The sequence below is a fragment of the Candidatus Omnitrophota bacterium genome, from assembly GCA_034717435.1.
Classification (GTDB): domain Bacteria; phylum Omnitrophota; class JAUWXU01; order JAUWXU01; family JAUWXU01; genus JAYELI01.
In genome coordinates this window covers 1-17,091 of record JAYELI010000015.1, presented here as the reverse complement: position 1 = coordinate 17,091, position 17,091 = coordinate 1, and the positions used below count along the sequence as shown (strand labels likewise).

General features: G+C 42.0%; 15 protein-coding genes. All 15 read left to right on the top strand.

What is annotated here, in order from left to right; genetic code table 11:
• The first annotated feature begins 502 nt into the window (after positions 1-502).
• The 15 genes from U9Q08_00810 to U9Q08_00740 all read left to right on the top strand — a co-directional run bounded on the left by U9Q08_00810 (position 503) and on the right by U9Q08_00740 (position 16,122).
• Positions 503-1,021: an HAD-IIIA family hydrolase gene (locus U9Q08_00810; protein ID MEA3328273.1), complete on the top strand. Its 519-nt coding sequence runs from the start codon at positions 503-505 to the stop codon at positions 1,019-1,021.
• 7 nt (positions 1,022-1,028) lie between these two features.
• Positions 1,029-1,955, top strand: a complete 927-nt coding sequence (lptC, locus tag U9Q08_00805; GenBank protein MEA3328272.1) for an LPS export ABC transporter periplasmic protein LptC — start codon at positions 1,029-1,031, stop codon at positions 1,953-1,955.
• Between the two features lie 122 nt (positions 1,956-2,077).
• Complete coding sequence (gene lptB, locus U9Q08_00800; GenBank protein MEA3328271.1) at positions 2,078-2,800, top strand: LPS export ABC transporter ATP-binding protein; 723 nt, start codon at positions 2,078-2,080, stop codon at positions 2,798-2,800.
• Positions 2,801-2,896: 96 nt separating this feature from the next.
• On the top strand, positions 2,897-3,361 hold the full coding sequence (locus U9Q08_00795; GenBank protein ID MEA3328270.1) for a PTS sugar transporter subunit IIA: 465 nt from the start codon (positions 2,897-2,899) through the stop codon (positions 3,359-3,361).
• 3 nt (positions 3,362-3,364) lie between these two features.
• On the top strand, positions 3,365-4,330 hold the full coding sequence (gene hprK / locus U9Q08_00790; GenBank protein MEA3328269.1) for an HPr(Ser) kinase/phosphatase: 966 nt from the start codon (positions 3,365-3,367) through the stop codon (positions 4,328-4,330).
• A 49-nt stretch (positions 4,331-4,379) separates the two neighbouring features.
• A complete protein-coding gene (locus tag U9Q08_00785) occupies positions 4,380-5,663 on the top strand; it encodes a YvcK family protein (protein ID MEA3328268.1) in 1,284 nt (427 codons plus the stop codon).
• Complete coding sequence (locus tag U9Q08_00780) at positions 5,635-5,904, top strand: HPr family phosphocarrier protein (protein MEA3328267.1); 270 nt, start codon at positions 5,635-5,637, stop codon at positions 5,902-5,904. Before U9Q08_00785 ends, U9Q08_00780 begins: the two co-directional genes overlap by 29 nt.
• Positions 5,905-6,115: 211 nt before the next feature.
• Positions 6,116-7,843 carry a phosphoenolpyruvate--protein phosphotransferase gene (ptsP, locus tag U9Q08_00775; GenBank protein ID MEA3328266.1) on the top strand — a complete coding sequence of 576 codons (1,728 nt, stop codon included), beginning with the start codon at positions 6,116-6,118 and terminating at the stop codon, positions 7,841-7,843.
• Positions 7,840-8,904: a bifunctional phosphoglucose/phosphomannose isomerase gene (locus tag U9Q08_00770; protein ID MEA3328265.1), complete on the top strand. Its 1,065-nt coding sequence runs from the start codon at positions 7,840-7,842 to the stop codon at positions 8,902-8,904. The genes ptsP and U9Q08_00770 overlap by 4 nt, the downstream gene beginning before the upstream one ends.
• 144 nt (positions 8,905-9,048) lie before the next feature.
• Entirely contained in the window at positions 9,049-9,798 is a 750-nt protein-coding gene (locus U9Q08_00765) for a nucleotidyltransferase family protein (GenBank protein MEA3328264.1), read from the top strand.
• Positions 9,791-10,933, top strand: a complete 1,143-nt coding sequence (gene metK / locus U9Q08_00760; GenBank protein ID MEA3328263.1) for a methionine adenosyltransferase — start codon at positions 9,791-9,793, stop codon at positions 10,931-10,933. The genes U9Q08_00765 and metK overlap by 8 nt, the downstream gene beginning before the upstream one ends.
• Before the next feature lie 86 nt (positions 10,934-11,019).
• A complete protein-coding gene (gene ahcY / locus U9Q08_00755) occupies positions 11,020-12,288 on the top strand; it encodes an adenosylhomocysteinase (GenBank protein ID MEA3328262.1) in 1,269 nt (422 codons plus the stop codon).
• A 246-nt stretch (positions 12,289-12,534) separates the two neighbouring features.
• Positions 12,535-13,506, top strand: coding sequence for a 6-phosphofructokinase (pfkA, locus tag U9Q08_00750; protein ID MEA3328261.1), 972 nt, complete (start codon positions 12,535-12,537; stop codon positions 13,504-13,506).
• 57 nt (positions 13,507-13,563) lie between these two features.
• A complete protein-coding gene (locus U9Q08_00745; protein ID MEA3328260.1) occupies positions 13,564-15,654 on the top strand; it encodes a sodium-translocating pyrophosphatase in 2,091 nt (696 codons plus the stop codon).
• 144 nt (positions 15,655-15,798) lie between these two features.
• Positions 15,799-16,122: a nucleotidyltransferase domain-containing protein gene (locus U9Q08_00740; protein MEA3328259.1), complete on the top strand. Its 324-nt coding sequence runs from the start codon at positions 15,799-15,801 to the stop codon at positions 16,120-16,122.
• The last annotated feature ends 969 nt before the right edge of the window (positions 16,123-17,091 follow it).

Below are 17,091 nucleotides of genomic sequence, written 5' to 3'. Positions count from 1 at the left end.
CTACGCTTACGCTCCCTCAGGATGACACCTACGCTTACGCTCCCTCAGGATGACACCTATCTTAAAAAGAACAAAATTAAGGACTTGGGGAGTGTGCAGTTTTAAACTTTAAACTGTGCACTTTTAAAATTTAGCTAACAGTATAATGTAGATAATTGGTTTAAAGTTTACTGGTTACGGCTTGCCGGCTTTGGGCTATGATCTTTTTACCTGTCATTCTGCGGTTTGCCCTGAATTAATGATCTTCGGGGGCAGAATCCAGAAAAATGAGTTGTCTGGAGCCCATAGTTTAACCACAAGATGACAATAAAACAATTCGTGTGTAATTTGGTAATTTATGTTTATTTAATATTGACAAAAATTACCTGTTGTAGTAAGCTTATACCACAGATTTTCGCAGACGTCGTTGCGAGAGGCTGGAGGATTGCTTCGGTTGCCCCTACGAGGTTCCCTCGCAATGATATTTCCGTGTAATCGTTTTGATCATTTTTATAGGTGAATAATGATTGAGGAAAGAGCCAAGAAAATTAAGATGCTTGTGCTTGATGTAGACGGTGTTTTAACCGATGGAAGGATAATCTATAATGACTTTGGTGTTGAACTTAAGAATTTCAATGTAAAAGATGGTTTTGGCATGCTGCTTTTAAATAGAGCCGGGATCAAAGCCGCTGTTATTACCGCAAAAAAATCCAGACTCCTGGCAAAACGAATGAAAGAGATGTGGATAAGCAGGTTATATCAAAATGCATTTGATAAATTAGAAGCATATCAGGACATATTAAAAAGATTTGGCTTGAAGAATGAAAATATCTGCTATATTGGCGATGACTTGCTTGACTTACCCCTGCTAAAACGTGTAGGCCTGGCGGTTGGCGTAAAAGACGGAGCCGAAGAGGTCAAAACAGCCGTTCATTATATTACTGAAACAAAGGGGGGCAAAGGAGCGGTAAGAGAAGTAATTGAGCTGATCTTAAAGGCGCAGGGAAAATGGGAAGAAGTAACCAGAAGATACCGAAAATAAGAAAATAATGAGAAGAGGCTTAATTATTGCTTTAATAGCGGCGTTTGGTTTAAGTATTGTTTCCTGCAGCCAGGGCAGTCAAAAGAAAAAAGAACCAGAACAGGGTTCTTTGCCTTTGGATTCAGTCAGCGATTCAGCCGGCCCTGAAGAGGCGGTAAAACAAGAGGTTTCAACATTTTTGTTGAGCGGGTATAGCACTGCGGGAGCAAAAGAATGGGAAGTCAAGGGTGATTCGGCCAAAATATTTACTGCGACTAACGAAATTAAACTGGATAATATGACAGCCAAGGTCTGGACAGAGGATAATAAATGTATGGCCCTGTCTTCGGACATCGGGACTTTTGACCAGGCGACTGAAAATGCCCGCTTTAAAAAAAATGTTGTAGTGACTGATGAGTCCGGGACAGAATTACGAACCGATTATTTAGACTGGCATCCCAAAGGCCAGGGCGGGAATAAGTTGCAATTGATCAAAACAGATGCTTATGTTGAAATAGAAAAGGAAAACCTTAAAGCAGAAGGTGTTGGTCTTCGCGCAAAACACCAATTGAACAATGTCCAATTGAATAAAGAAGTTGAGGTAAGTATAAAAGGTAAGCAGAAGATCGTTATTACCTGTGACGGCCCATTAGAGCTGGATTATAAAGATAGCATTGCCCATTTTAGTGAAAATGTTAAGGTTGATAGTGAGCGCGGCGAACTCTTTGCCGATAAAATGGACGTTTTTATAGATAAACAAAAAAAGTCAATTACTAAAATTGTCTGTACCGGCAATGTAAAGATTAAACAAGAAGAAAATATCACCTTTAGCCAGAAAGCTGTCTATTTTGCTGAACAAGGTAAAGTGATACTGCTTGGTAAACCCAGATTGGTTATTTGCCCGGAACAGATGGGAGATGGTTCGATGTTTAATAAAAATACTAAATCAAATTAGGTCATAAAAAAAGTCATAAGCTTTAGGTCATAAGTCATAATAGTCTTATGACTTGCGACCGATGACTTACGACTTTTTGTGACCTATGACCTATGACTTTTATTTAAAGACGAGGTTTTAAAATGTTCCTTTTGGAAACCCGGAGTTTGACCAAGTCATATAACGGCAGAAAAGTTGTAAACGGTATCAAGATAAATATTGGCAAAGGCGAGATAGTCGGCCTTTTAGGCCCCAATGGCGCGGGTAAAACAACGACTTTTTATATGGTTGTCGGCCTGGTTCGGCCGGACAGCGGGCAGATAATCTTTGATTCTAAAAATATAACCAAATTTCCTATGTACCAGCGAGCCAGATGCGGATTAGGATACCTTTCTCAGGACCCGTCCGTCTTTCGTAAATTAACGGTAGAGGAAAACATCACAGCTGTTTTGGAAACCTTGAAGTTATCCAGGAGAGAAAGGAAGAGAAGATTAACCAGGCTTCTTAGCGAACTGAAAATAGAACATTTAGCCAGGAATATAGCTTATACGCTTTCGGGAGGTGAAAGAAGAAGGCTGGAAATAACCCGCGCTTTGGTTACCCGGCCTAATTTTATCCTATTAGACGAACCGTTCAGCGGAGTTGACCCTATAGCGGTGCATGAAGTGCAACAGATAATTGCTGAGTTAAGATCTAAAGGATTAGGAATTCTCCTGACAGACCACAGCGTTCGCGAGACCTTATCAATAACCGACAGATCATATATCATGTTTGAGGGTAAAATCTTAATTTCCGGTTCATCCCGGGAATTACTAGCCAACCCGGAGGCAAGAAAGATTTATCTCGGGGAGCAGTTTACAATGTAATTGGTTTGTAGTATAATTGAAAAATTAAGCTTTATCGTACGTAGTGCACAACACGCAATATACACAACGTAATACGAAAAAAAGGAGGAGCCAGGAATGAGAATTATGGATTTTTTATGCCCAAAAGCGGTTACGGTTGATCTAAAAGCCGCTAACAAACAAGAAGCAGTAAAGGAATTGGTAAATTTACTGATTAAAGCTAAAGAGATTAAAGACAAAGGTGCATTAGTTAAGTCTCTTTTAAACAGAGAAGCTTTGGGCTCTACCGGTATTGGCCAGGGCGTGGCCATTCCTCACGCTAAATCAGACGGGCTCAGAAAGTTAGTAGCTGCTTTTGGCCTTTCCCGGAAAGGGGTAAGGTTTGATGCGCTCGATGGCGAACCGGTATATATATTCTTTTTACTGGTTGCCCCATTAGATTCTGCCGGACCGCACTTAAAGGCCTTGGCCAGAATATCAAGGGTTTTAAAAGATAAAATTTTCTGTGCTACCTTAAAAGACGCCAGGGATGAAAAAGGGGTTCTGAAGATCATAAAAGAAGAAGACCGCAGAAAAGGTTAGGCCATGGTTAAGCTGACGGTAAAAGATTTCTTAAGCGCCGGCAAAGATAAATTGGATTTGAAATTGCTCAATCCGGAGGTGAATTTAGGCAGAAGAATAAAAACTGCCACCTTTCTTCGTCCGGGATTGGCCCTTGCCGGTTATTTTGGTTATTCTACTCCTTCTGGAGTGCAAATTTTTGATAGTCCGGAGATTTCCTATCTTAAAAAGCTGTCCAAGAGCGAAAGATCAACCTGTCTCCAGCGCTATTTTTCCTGCGATATTCCCTGTATAGTAATTACTGGAAATAGAAGCTATCCTAAGGAACTTCTCAAACTTGCCATAAAAAATAACGTCGCGGTTATAAGGTCAACCCTTTCCACCAGCCGATTAATAAATAAAATTGCCGTTTATCTGGAAGACAAACTTGCGCCGGAGTTTAGCCTTCACGGCACGTTTCTTGATGTATATGGCGTGGGGGTGTTGATCATCGGTAAAAGCGGAGTTGGCAAATCTGAATGCGCTTTAGAATTGATCGAAAGAGGCCATCGACTGGTAGCCGATGATATGGTGGAGATAAAACTTAAGGCTGGCAAATTTTTGATGGGCCGCGGAGCTGAATTAATTAGGTATCATATGGAGATAAGAGGATTGGGGATTGTAAATGTTAAAGAAATATTTGGCGTAGGCGCTGTCAGAAATAGAAAAAGAATCGGCATGGTGGTAACTCTGGAGAAGTGGGATTCTAAGAAAGAATATGAGCGCTTAGGGCTTGAAGAAAAGATTTATAAAATCCTGGCGATTAAATTACCTCATTTGGTTATTCCCGTTCGTCCGGGCCGCAGCATTCCCATCCTGATAGAGGTATCTGCTTTAAACCAGAGATTAAAAAGGATGGGGTTTCACCCAGCCAAAGAATTGAATAAAAGGTTGATTAAATCTATGGGAAGAAAGGCGCTTAAACAAAAAGAATTAGACGAAGTTTTTTAGAATAGATTTTTAAAGTCTGTGTAATTGTACTTTTGATCAAAGAGGTATTATGAAAATTTTAAAATGGTTGTCGCCGGGCATGAAGATAAAAAGGTATGTTTTTCAATTTATCGGCGGGATAGTGCTTTTGATAATGGGAATCATGCTTTGCGCTATGAAAGGACAGGTGCAACCTGAAGCGGCAAAAGTAGTTGTTTATTCCGGATCGATTTTGATAATTATGGGCATATATTTTGTGATCAGGGGAATAAGAAAAATGGTCAAGTCTTTGGTCAGCATACTGCTGCCTCAGAAGAAAGGGGAGCTGGTTGATCTTATTTATCGTAAGAATAAATTAGCCGCTGGAGCCAAGATAACGGTAATCGGAGGGGGGACGGGCTTGTCTACCTTGCTGCGCGGTCTTAAAGAATACACCAGCAATATTACTGCTATTGTTACGGTAGCCGATAGCGGAGGCAGTTCCGGAAGGATCAGGTCTGAACTTGATGAGCTTCCGCCGGGAGATATCAGAAACTGTTTGGTTGCTCTGGCAGATACCGAGCCATTGATGGGTAAGTTATTTCAGTACCGCTTTAAAGAAGGTGAAGGCCTGACCGGCCATAATTTCGGAAATCTATTTATCACTGCTCTTTCCAAGATCACCGGTGACTTCGAAAAAGCGATCAAAGAATCAAGCGAAGTCCTGGCAATAAGAGGCCGGGTAATGCCCTCTACTTTAGAGAAAGTAACATTAGTGGCTGAGTATAATGACGGAAGTTTAGGCCGGGGTGAGGCCCAGATTCCTAAGCCCGGGAAGCCGATTAAACAAGTTTATTTACAGCCCGCAGATTGCAGTCCTCCGGATGAAGCGATCAATGCAATTAACCAGGCAGACTTGATAGTTTTAGGGCCGGGAAGCTTATATACCAGCGTAATGCCAAATCTATTAATCAAGGGGATCCTGAAGGCGGTTTCCGATAGCCGGGCCGTAAAGGTCTATGTTTGCAATATAATGACCGAGGCCGGAGAGACAGAGAACTATACTGCCTATGACCATTTAAACGCCCTGATCAAACATACCCAGGATGGTATAGTTGAGTATTGCCTGGTCAATACCGGCAGGATTCCTCCGGAGCTATTAACCAAATATAAACAGGAAGGCGCTGAGCCGGTTAAGGTCGACAACAGCCAAATCAGAAAAAGAGATTGTCTGGTTATTGAAGGCGAGATAATAAGCACTACTGATTTTATCAGGCACGATTCCCAAAAATTAGCCAGGGTTATCGTAGATTTGTTAGTTAAAAATAAAAGGCTCAGGAAAAGAAATGTTGGTAGAGAAAAAATTAACCATTAAAAACAAACTTGGATTACATGCCAGGCCTGCTGCCTTGTTTGTCCAGCTGGCGAATAAATTTGATTGTGAGATTATGATTAAAAAGGGAAAGCAAGAGGTAAACGGAAAATCTATTATGGGTATCTTAATGCTGGCTGCTGGTAAAGGCAGCCGGATTTTCATCAGGGCAAAAGGATCAGATGCCCGGGACGCGGTGCAAAAACTGGAACAGTTGCTTCTGAGCGACCTTCCTGAGGAGTGACTTATAGTTAGACTAAATGATTAAATGGCTAAATTGTTAAATTGCTAAATGGTTAAATTGAGAATATCTGAAAAAACATTTTATTGTAGATTGATGTGAAAAAATTTGTGTTTCAGAATTTAGAAGGCAAATTTTCAGTTTTAACAGTTTAGCAGTTTATCAGTTTAACAATTTGGCAATATAGCAATTTAAATAAGGAGCAAGGCGACGAATGTTAAAAGGAATCGGAGCTTCTCCGGGTATAGTTATTGGAAAGGTTTTTTTGCTTGATAGCGAAGATATCGCTATACCCAGAAGACGGATCAAAGAAGAAGAAGTGTCTAAAGAAATTGCCAGGTTTGAAGAGGCCATGGCCCAGGCAAGGTTTGAAGTATTGGGCATTCAAAAAAGAATCAGCCAGGAGATAGGAATGGAACATAGCAATATATTTAATGCCCATCTTCTGATCCTTGAGGACAGGATCTTGATCGAAGAGATAATTGATAAATTAAAAAAACAGAAGCTGAACGTAGAGTACATATTTAATGAAATCTTTAAAAAATATATTCAAATCTTTTCTGAAATAGATGATGAATACTTAAGGGAGCGGGTTAGCGATGTTGAAGATGTCGGCAAGCGGGTAATGAGGAAGCTGCTGGATAGAAAAAGGCAGACGCTGGCTAATCTGAAAGAGGAAGTTATTGTGGTGGATCATGACCTTTCTCCTTCAGATACCGCATTGATGCACAAAGAGAAAGTCATCGGGTTTATTACAGATATCGGCGGAAAGACTTCACATACTGCCATTATGGCCAGGGCGCTGGAGATCCCGGCAGTGGTAGGGCTTGGTACCGTAAGCCGTCAGGTTAAATCTGGCGACACTATAATTATCGACGGCGATCAGGGGAATGTGATTATAAATCCGGATCCGGCAACTATTCAAAAGTATCAGGAAAAGAAAAGAAACTTTGAAAGATCCCTGGAGGAGCTTGATAAATTAAAAGAGCTTTTTGCCGAAACCCTGGACAAACACAAGATAGAATTAGTCGCCAATATAGAGCTGCCAATGGAAGTTCCTTCGGTAATCGCTCACGGGGCCAGGGGAATAGGGCTATACCGAACAGAATTTTTTTATATGAATCGGCAGGATTTACCTGACGAAGAGGAACAATACCAATCCTATCGTCAGGTAGCCCAGGCAATCGCTCCTTATTCAGCCATTATCCGGACATTAGACTTAGGCGGGGATAAATTTTTGTCGCAACTGCATGTTCCCCGGGAGATAAATCCTTTTTTGGGCTGGCGGGCAATCAGGTTTTGCCTGGCCAGGCCGGATATATTTAAGACCCAGCTGCGGGCAATACTTAGGGCAAGTGCATATGGAAAGCTAAAGATCATGTATCCTATGATTTCCGGTTCGGAAGAGCTTAAGGCAGCCAATAATATCCTGAAAGAGGTAAAAAAAGGCCTTAAGAAGACAAAAACTCCGTTCGATGAAAAAATGGAAGTGGGCGCAATGATTGAGACTCCATCTGCCGCTTTGATTTGTGATATATTGGCCAAGGAAGCAGATTTTTTCTCTATCGGAACCAATGATCTAATCCAGTACTGTCTGGCAGTAGATAGGGCTAATGAAAAGATAGCCTATCTTTACGAACCAGCACATCCGGCTATTTTAAGAATTATTAAGCACATTATCGATACCGGTCATAAATCAGGTATCTGGGTAGGGCTCTGCGGTGAAATGGGCAGCGATCCGGTCCTGGCTGTTCTTCTTTTAGGATTAGGGTTAGATGAAATCAGTACCAGCTCTATAGTCCTTCCGAAAATAAAGAAGATGATCAGATCAATAAGATTAAAAGAAGCAAAGAGCATAGCCAGCCACGCTCTTAACCTGTCGTCTGCTAAGGAAGTAAAAAAATTTGCTACAGAAAGGATTAGAAAGGTAACCAGGTTATGAAAATTGACTTAGATAATCTTCAAGAAATAATTCAGATCGATAGAACAAATTTTAAACAGCTGTTACTCGATTTTCCCCAGCAGTGCCTGAGGGCAGAGGAAATAGGAAAAAAAGGGACTTTTCCGCCTATTTACCGGGAAATCAAAAATATTGTTTTTTCAGGCCTTGGCGGTTCGGCAATAGGCGGCGATTTGATCCGGTCTTATCTGGCAGGACAGGCAAAAGTTCCGGTAGTCATTAATAGAAATTACAGCCTTCCGGAATTTGTCGATTCTTCATCCCTGGTATTCATCTGTAGTTATTCTGGGAATACCGAAGAAACACTTCAGGCGTTCCAGGAGGGACTAACAAGAAAAGCCAGGTTAATAACTGTTACTTCAGGCGGGAAGCTGGCGGTACTGGCCGGTAAAGCAGAAATCCCTTTGGTTACGATACCTCAGGGGCTGCCTCCCAGGGCTGCTTTGGGTTACTCGTTTTTCCCTGGCCTGATAGCGCTTTCAAAGCTTGGCATAATAAATGAACAGTCTTTCCAGATTAAAAATGCCGTTGCTGTTTTATCCCGGTTAAAAGAAAAATTAAGCCCTGAGGCCAAAACCGAAATTAATCAGGCCAAACAAATAGCCTTGGATATTTACGGTAAAATCCCTTTGATTTATGCCGCGAATGATTTTTTTGATGTGGTAAGCTATCGGTGGCGGACACAGTTAGCGGAGAACGGTAAAACCCTTTCTTCAAATCACGTTTTTCCGGAGTTGACCCATAACGAGATAGTGGGGTGGGAGTTTCCTCAAAAACTGCTTAAGGATTTTGTGGTTATCTGCCTTCGCGACAAACACGATCATCCCAGAATTGCTAAAAGAATGGATATAACCATGTCAATTCTCAAAGAAAAGGCTGGTAAGATTATTGAGATTTTCTCAGAAGGAGAGGAACTACTCGCTAGGATTTTTTCTTTGATTTATATTGGTGATTTCGTCAGCTTTTATCTGGCGATATTAAATAAAATTGATCCGACTCCGGTGGATAGAATAACATACCTGAAAAAGAAACTGGCGTCCTAGACTACTAAATGGTTAAACTGTTAAATTGTTAAATTGATACTTCATAGAAGAGGCATATAGAAATAAATAGAAATAGATTGTTAGCTTAACAATTTAGCCATTTAGCAATTTAACCATTTAACAGTTTAGCAAAGAGAGGTGGTTATGAAGGCACTGATAATGGCTGCTGGATATGCAGTCAGGCTTTATCCATTGACTAAAAACAGGCCAAAGCCGCTTTTACCTGTTTGTCGCAAGCCGATAGTGGAATACATCCTCGCTAACATAGAAAAGATCAAGTCAATAGATGAGGTCCTGGTGGTCACCAACCATAAATTTGCGGGTCATTTTACTGATTGGTCGAAAAATTTATCGTTTCAAAAAAAGATCAGGATAATGAACGACGGCACGACAACCAATGACGATAAATTGGGTGCGGTAGGCGATATAAATTTCGTCATTAAGAATGCCCAGATTAACGATGATCTTTTGATAATAGCCGGAGATAATCTTTTTGATTTCTCTCTGGATGGATTTATCGAGGCCGCATTTTCCAAAAAGCCTTCACCTTCTATCGGCCTGTACGATATTGGAGATTTAGAAGCAGTCAAAAAATATGGCATGGTTGCTTTAAGCCAGGATAAAAAAGTGGTTGATTTTCAAGAGAAGCCTCGCTATCCAAGCAGCACCTTGGTTGCTATCTGCCTATATTTTTTGCCTCAGGAAACTCTGAAGTTGGTTCCTGAATATCTTGATGAGGGTAACAATCCCGATGCCCCGGGTTATTACATAGATTGGCTTTGCCGCAAAAAGCCTACTTATGGTTTTGTTTTTAAAGGGGAATGGTATGATATAGGCGATATTGCTTCCTATCACCGGGCATCAAAAAAATATGAAAGGAAGGCAGATGCTTAAGCATAAGTATTTTTTTACTTCTGAATCAATTACCGAGGGTCATCCCGACAAAATCGCAGATCAGATATCCGATGCGGTTTTAGACGACATATTTTCCAAAGATCCCAATGGCAGAGTAGCTTGTGAAACTGTGGTTACTACCGGTCTTGCCTTTGTTGCCGGAGAGATTACTACTTCTTGCTATGTGGAAGTTCCCAAGATAGTCAGGCAAACCATAAAGGAAATAGGTTATACCAAAGCTGCCTATGGTTTTGATTATTTGACCTGCGGAGTTATAACTGCTATTCAGGAACAATCCCCGGATATAGCGCTAGGGGTAGATATTGGCGGGGCGGGAGACCAGGGGATGATGTTTGGCTATGCTACTGATGAAACGCCGGAGTTAATGCCTCTTCCTATAATGCTTGCCCATAAACTAGCCAGAAGATTAAGCCAGGTGAGAAAAGAAAAAAAGGTTGATTATTTGAGGCCTGACGGCAAGACACAGGTGACAGTGGAATATCATGACGGACGGCCAAAGAGAATTGAAACGATTGTAATAGCTGCCCAGCATAGCCCTAAAGTAAAAATCGAAGATCTAAGGCATGACCTGAAAAATTTAGTGATAAATAAAGGAACTTCCTGCAAGCTGATCGATAAAAATACAAAGTTTTTCATTAACGCCACTGGAAGATTTGAGGTCGGCGGGCCTCAGGGCGATACGGGCCTTACCGGCAGAAAGATTATTATTGATACTTATGGCGGGGTTGGTTCTCACGGAGGAGGATGTTTCTCGGGCAAAGATCCCAGCAAGGTTGACCGTTCAGCCTCTTATATGGCGCGCTATATTGCCAAGAACATTGTGGCGGCGAAACTGGCCAGTAAGTGCGAGATCCAGCTGGCCTATGCTATTGGCGTAACAGACCCAGTCTCAATAATGGTCAATACCTTAGGTACTGGCAAAATCAGTGAGGCAAAGATAAAAAAACTTATTTGGGATAATTTTGACCTTACTCCACGGGGGATAATAAAAGACCTTAAACTCCGCCGGCCGATTTATAAAAAAACAGCCTGCTACGGTCATTTTGGCCGGCTGGAAGAAGGATTTACCTGGGAAGAGACCGATAAAGCCGGGATACTTGCTAAAGCCGCATAATTTGTCGTGCGTATTGCGTATTGCGTAAAAAGATTTTTAACGCAATACGCATCACGCACGACGCAATACGAAAAAGGAGATTAACATTGAATAATTATGATATTAAAGACATAAAATTAGCCAAAAAAGGAAGTTTACGTATTCAGTGGGCAGTCAGTCAAATGCCGGTTTTGGAGTTAATAAAAAAGAGATTTAAAAAAGAGAAGCCGCTTAAAGACACGAAGATTGCCTGTTGTCTCCACGTAACTACCGAAACTGCCAATTTAGCAATTACTTTGAAGGCCGGCGGAGCCAGGGTAGTTTTATGCGCTTCAAATCCACTCAGCACCCAGGATGATGTAACTGCTTGTTTGGTAAAAGACTGGCAAATTCCCGTATTTGCGATTAGGGGCGAAAGCCCAAAAACTTACTATTCTCATATAGATAGCTTACTTAAGATTAAGCCGGATATTACCATGGATGACGGCGCAGACCTGATCTCAACTATTCATAAAAATTATCAATCATCAACCGCTGATTATCAATTGCCAATTGGCGGGACCGAAGAAACCACTACCGGGGTGATCAGGCTCAGGAGCCTGGAGCGGGAAAATAAGCTTTTGTTTGCGGTAATTGCCGTTAATGACGCGGCTACAAAGCATTTATTCGATAACAGATATGGAACCGGTCAGTCTACCATCGACGGCATTTTGCGGGCTACAAATATTTTGATCGCCGGCAGGATCTTTGTGGTATGTGGTTATGGCTGGTGCGGCAGGGGAGTAGCTATGAGGGCAAAGGGTATGGGCGCGAATGTTGTAGTTACCGAGACGGATCCTTTGCGGGCCTTGGAAGCAATAATGGACGGATACAGGGTTTTGCCGATAACAAACGCGGCAAAAATAGGGGATATTTTTGTTACCCTGACCGGTGATTTAAAGGTTATAAGAGAGAAACATTTTAAATTAATGAAAGATGGGGCTATAGTGGCTAATGCCGGACATTTTAATGTGGAGATAGATATTGAAGGGCTTGAAAAAATAAGTAAAAGAAAAAGGATAATCAGAAACTTTATACACGAATATATTTTAAAGAGCGGGAAGAAGATTAATTTGCTGGGGGAAGGAAGGTTGATAAACCTGGTATCTGCCGAAGGGCATCCTGCTTCGGTTATGGATATGTCATTTGCCAATCAGGCATTATCGGCTGAGTTTATAAAAAAGAAAGGCTCAAAATTGTCCCCAAGGGTTTATAGGGTACCCGAAAAAATAGATTCAGAGATAGCCCGATTGAAACTTAAGGCAATGGGAACAAAGATAGATACTTTAACCGAAGAGCAGAAAAAGTATCTGTCGTCCTGGGAAATAGGAACTTAATTAAATCCAAAATCCAAATACTGCCAATACTACCAGACAAATCCCAATTTCCAAATCCCAAAAAAAGAGAATTTTGGATTTGGGATTTTGGATTTATTTTGGATTTTGTAGTATTTGGATTTGGTAGTATTTTCATTATTCGATAGTAATTTGCCCGTCCTCCGCAGTAGCAGGCTACTGCTACGGAGGATGGATTTGTAATTTGTGATTTACCTTGGTCATTTGAGAAATCAGGTAGGTGGTATGATAAAACGGATTGCTGTTTTAACAAGTGGTGGTGATTGCGCGGGGATGAACGCCTGTATACGCAGTGTGGTTAGATGCGGTATATTTAAAGGCCTGGAGGTATTTGGCGTTTTTCGGGGTTACGGCGGTCTGATAAATGGCGGTATAAAACAGTTAAAGTTAAACAGTGTAAGCAATATTATCGGCCGCGGTGGAACGTTTTTGAAAACAGCTCGCTCTGCTGAATTTATGAATGAACAAGGCCAGAAAAAGGCTGTAGATACTTTAAAGAAAAATAAAATAGACGGTTTGATTACTGTCGGTGGAGAGGGGACATTTAAAGGCGCGCATATTCTAAACACAAAATGGCATGTTCCCACCATCGGTATTCCGGCTACTATAGATAATGATATAAACGGGACAGATTATTCAATTGGTTCAGATACTGCCGTGAATATAGCTTTAGAAGCAATTGATAAAATCAGGGATACGGCAACTTCCTTAGAAAGAATATTTGTTGTTGAGGTGATGGGGAGGAAAGAGGGTTATATTGCGATACGGGTAGGCTTAAGCGGGGGAGCAGAGGACGTGCTGATTCCTGCTACAGAATATGATACTGACAAGATGTGCAGGGATATAACAATTGGCCGTAAAAGGGGAAAGGTAAGCTGGATTATAATAGTTGCCGAAGGTATAGCCAAAGGCTCTGATATCGCTGAATTAATTGAGCAGGAAACCGGTTATGAAACCCGGGCGACAACATTAGGCCATGTGCAAAGAGGAGGTTCCCCTACTGCTTTTGACAGAATATTAGCCGCTAGATTGGGAATGGGAGCTGTTGAAGCCTTGATTGACAAAGAAACCGATAAAATGGCCGCGATGGTAAACGATCAGGTAAAAATAGTACCCTTAGATTCTCCCATTTACCAACTTAAAAAACAAAGAGCCTTAGACCGGGAACTTTATAAACTAATCAAGGTATTAGCTGCCTGATAAAACCCTCACGTCCCGAGGGACGTGGTAATTTAAATTTATTCTAAAGGAGGTCAAATGAACTTATTATGGTTACCCCCGGTAGCTTCGCTTTTAGCCCTTGGTTTTGTGGGTTATTTTGCTTATCGTATTATCAAACAGCCAGAGGGAACTGAGCGAATGAAGACTGTTGCTCTTTTTGTCCGTCAGGGAGCCCGGGTTTATCTAAAGCGTCAGTACCGGACTATAGCTATATTTTTTACAATTGTATTTTGTATTTTACTGTTTTTGGCTTTCAGGGGGTATGTAGTTATATTTGTCCCTTTTGCCTTTTTGATGGGCGGGTTTTTTTCCGGGCTTTGCGGTTACATTGGCATGAATATGGCTACCTATTCCAGCGCCAGAACTGCCTATGCCGCCAGGAAAGGATTGAATGCCAGTTTACAGATAGCCTTTAGGAGCGGCGCTATAATGGGCTTGAGCGTGGTAGCTATCGGCTTGATAGATCTTACCATAGGATTTTGGGTTCTTAACTGGTATTATCGTTCACTTGAACCGGCCCTGCGTATTCAGAATATCACCAGCGCTATGCTTTGTTTCGGTATGGGCGCCTCTTCCATGGCGTTATTCGCGCGGGTGGGAGGAGGTATTTTTACCAAGGCCGCGGATATCGGCGCTGATTTAGTGGGTAAGGTCGAAGCCGGTATTCCCGAGGATGACCCTCGAAATCCTGCTGTAATTGCCGATAATGTTGGTGATAATGTAGGCGATGTAGCAGGTATGGGAGCTGATCTTTACGAATCATACGTCGGTTCCATTATTGCTACTATGGCATTAGCAGTAGCTGCCGGCCTGGGATTAAAAGGGGTGAGTGTGCCTCTGGCTATGGCTGGAGTAGGCGTGATCGCTTCTATTATAGGAATATTCTTTGTCAGGGCAAAACAAAAAGAGGCTTCTCAAGCTGTGTTGCTCTCTGCTTTACGAAGAGGGATATTTATCAGCGCGGGACTTATAGCCGTTGTTTCCTATTTTATTATTAAAACCACAATTGGCCGGGACGGTCATATTGGAGTATACGGCGCGGTTTTATCCGGCCTGATAGCCGGTTTGATTATCGGTCTTAGCACAGAGTATTTTACTTCTCATCGTTATCGTTTTACCCGTTCGATAGCCGAAGACGCGCTTACCGGTCCGGCTACGGTTATACTTGGAGGATTAAGCGTGGGTATGCTGTCTACAGCCGTACCGGTTATTACCGTAGGAATAGCTGTGCTGGCGAGTTATTATTTAGCGGGTGGAACACAGAATTTTAATCTTGGACTTTACGGAGTAGGTATTTCAGCCGTGGGAATGCTCAGTACGCTGGGAATAACTCTGGCCTCAGATGCTTACGGCCCGGTAGCTGATAATGCCGGCGGTAATGCCCAAATGACTAACCAGCCTCCTGAAATAAGGGAAAGAACCGATGCCTTAGACAGCCTTGGTAATACCACAGCTGCCACTGGCAAGGGTTTTGCTATTGGTTCAGCTGCGCTTACTGCTCTGGCTTTAATCGCGGCTTATCGGGATCAGGTAGGTTTGCTCGGCAAGTCGCTTAATTTGAGCCTGATGAATCCTCATGTGATAACCGGGTTGCTTATTGGCGGAATGCTGCCGTTTTTATTTTGTTCTATGCTGCTGAAGGCTGTTGGAAGAGCTGCCGGGAAAATAGTGATGGAAGTCCGCCGGCAGTTTAAACAAATAAAAGGATTGATGGAAGGAAAAGCAGATCCTGATTATGCCAGTTGTGTAGATATATCTACCCGGGCTGCTCAAAAGGAAATGATACTTCCGGCATTGATGGCCATAATTGCCCCTATTTCAATAGGGTTATTGATCGGGGTTGAAGCTCAGGCAGCTTTGTTGATCGGCGCCTTGGTTTCAGGTTTTGTCCTGGCGATAATGATGGCCAATAGCGGCGGCGCCTGGGATAATGCGAAAAAGTTTATCGAGGAAGGTTCATATGGCGGCAAAGGCTCACCGGCCCATAAGGCAGTTGTTGTCGGCGATACAGTAGGCGATCCATTCAAGGATACTGCCGGTCCGTCGCTTAATATTTTAATAAAACTGATGAGCATGGTTTCGCTGGTTTTTGCCTCATTTATAATTCGCTATAGCTTGTTTAAATAACTGGTGATTGGTAACTGGTTGTCGTGCATCGTGCGTAATGCGTAATGCGTAATGCGAAGATAAAAGAAAAAGAGAATTTTACGCTCTAACGCACGACGCAATACGAGAAAAGGAGTATTTAGATAAGACGTTGGAGGTAATAAAGTGCATAAAACAGGATACCAGACTAAGGAAATAATAAAAGAATATAAAAAAGCATTGCAGAAACTGGGGATCAATGTTAAGCGCGTAATTCTCTATGGTTCTTTTGCAAGAGGAACTCAACAAAAAGATAGCGATATTGACTTGGTTATTGTATCTAACGATTTTGAAAGAATGAAGCTGAGAAAACGAATTGAGCTTTTAGGTATAGCGGCAGCAAGGATAATGAAACCTATTGAAGCAAAAGGATATACTCCAAAAGAAGTAAAAACGGCTACGCAAGCGAGCTTCCTAAAGGAAGTATTAGTTGTTGGGGTTAGCGTATAGGAAAAACAAAAAGTCCCATCTCCCAAAATGTCATTCCCCGGCTTCCAAGGTGTCATTTCCCGGCCTTCCCAATGTCATTCTGCGGCCTGACCGCAGAGTCCAGAAAGCGGAATTCTTACTGTCGGCAAAAAACACTCCGGCCTGCAAATTTTCTCCTTGCGGAGTGGCCTTTAGTACGGGGTGTGGTTCCGCCGGAACGCCAAAAATCCCCGGCGTAAAAACGAGGGCCGTTCCCCGAGGTGCCAGGATAGGTGGTCGTAATTAACTATTAATAAAGAGGTTAAAATTTCGATTTTTAAGAAGAGTGGCGCTTTGGGGTGGCGGCCTCAATATGAAAAAGATTAAATGTCTTGGTAAGGGCAAGAGCGCAAAATGGAAAAAAGTTTAATGGGGTAATAAACTTTTAAATGGGGTAATAAATAGGGTAATAAAGAGGCGAAGGGGGCATTAAGCTTAATCGGTTCATAAAGGGCTCAAAAAAAGCTTAATGTTACATTCTAAGATAGGGCAGTTATTTAGTGCTGTTAGCTAAATTTTAAAAGTGCACACTTTAAGAATTAAAACTGCACAGTTTAAAGTTTAAAACTGCACACTCCCTAAGTCCTTAATTTTGTTAAGATAGGTGTCATCCTGAGGGAGCGTAAGCGACCGAAGGATCTCCCATAAAATCGTGTTTTCTGAGATTCTTCGGCCTTCGGCCTCAGAATGACCTTTTTTTAAGATAGGTGTCATCCTGAGGGAGCGTAAGCGTAGGTGTCATCCTGAGGGAGCGTAAGCGACCGAAGGAAGTCCTGAGTATTCCCGAAGGGCGACCGAAGGATCTCCCATAAAATCGTGTTTTCTGAGATTCTTCGGCCTTCGGCCTCAGAATGACCTTTTTAGCGTTATTATTTTTAATTTCGGTTAAGGTGTGCACTTTTAAAACTTAAATCGCTCTAAAACTGTGCACTTTTAATTCGTAGATAACAG